The sequence below is a fragment of the Corynebacterium sp. HMSC05H05 genome (assembly GCF_001807265.1).
In the GTDB taxonomy this organism is placed as follows: Bacteria; Actinomycetota; Actinomycetes; order Mycobacteriales; family Mycobacteriaceae; genus Corynebacterium.
Genome location: NZ_KV788419.1, coordinates 1 through 818 on the forward strand (window position 1 = coordinate 1; position 818 = coordinate 818).

Consider the following 818-nt stretch of genomic DNA (forward strand, 5'->3'; position numbering starts at 1 on the left):
GTAGAGCCACCAATCCAGCATGCGGCGTTGTCGTTCGCCGGATCTGCCGCGGTGGGTTCTGGCGAGCAGTTTGAGCTGGGCGTTGATCCCGCCTTCTAAGCTGTTGGTGGTGGATTTGATCCGCTCTGGTTGAAGGACTGCTGTTGGCGGGTTGAGGTAGACAAACAGCATCTCGGACCGCCAAAGATGGTTGAGGCTGTTGTAGGCCTTGCGCACGTTGTGGTGTGTCCACACGCGGGTCCATGCACTGGTTTTTGGGTCTTTGATCAGGGGTTTCTCGTCCATCCATGCCCGGTAGATTGTGGAGAATTCGTGCAGTTGCGCACCCCATTGCGCTGCCTCGTCCAGGGTGGTGATTCGGGTCAGTTTCAGCGCAAGTCGGTAGATGGTGCGCCCGGCATCCGTGCGCGGGTTGCTGGTGGTGTAGCGGCGCACCACGCGTTGGGCGTGGACGAGGCAGCGTTGGATTTTCGTGGTCGGCCAGCACTTTTTGATCGCGCTGTATGCGCCTTGGCCGCCGTCGATGACGGCGATGAGTGGGGCTTCGATGCGCTCAAGCAGTAGTTGGTAGTCGCGGGTGGTTTCGTGTTTGCACCAGTGCCAGGCGATCACGTGGTCGATTGTCGCCGCGACGATCAAACAACCGCCGGCGGTGTAGGTGCCGTCGAGGAATACCTGGTCGTAGACCCGTTTGTCGTAGCCAGCGGTAGGGTCCGGCACATCAACGAGCCAGCACCCCTTGAAGCGCCGCTTCATGGTGGCGCGGCTGACACCGTTTCGTTTAGCTAGGTCGTCCAGTGATATTGCGGTGGTGCAAT

At 59.9% G+C, this 818-nt stretch carries 1 pseudogene; it reads right to left on the minus strand.

Annotated elements, in window-relative coordinates:
- Nucleotides 1–818, minus strand: a pseudogene (locus HMPREF3151_RS10620) (IS1249 family transposase); the annotation flags it as partial.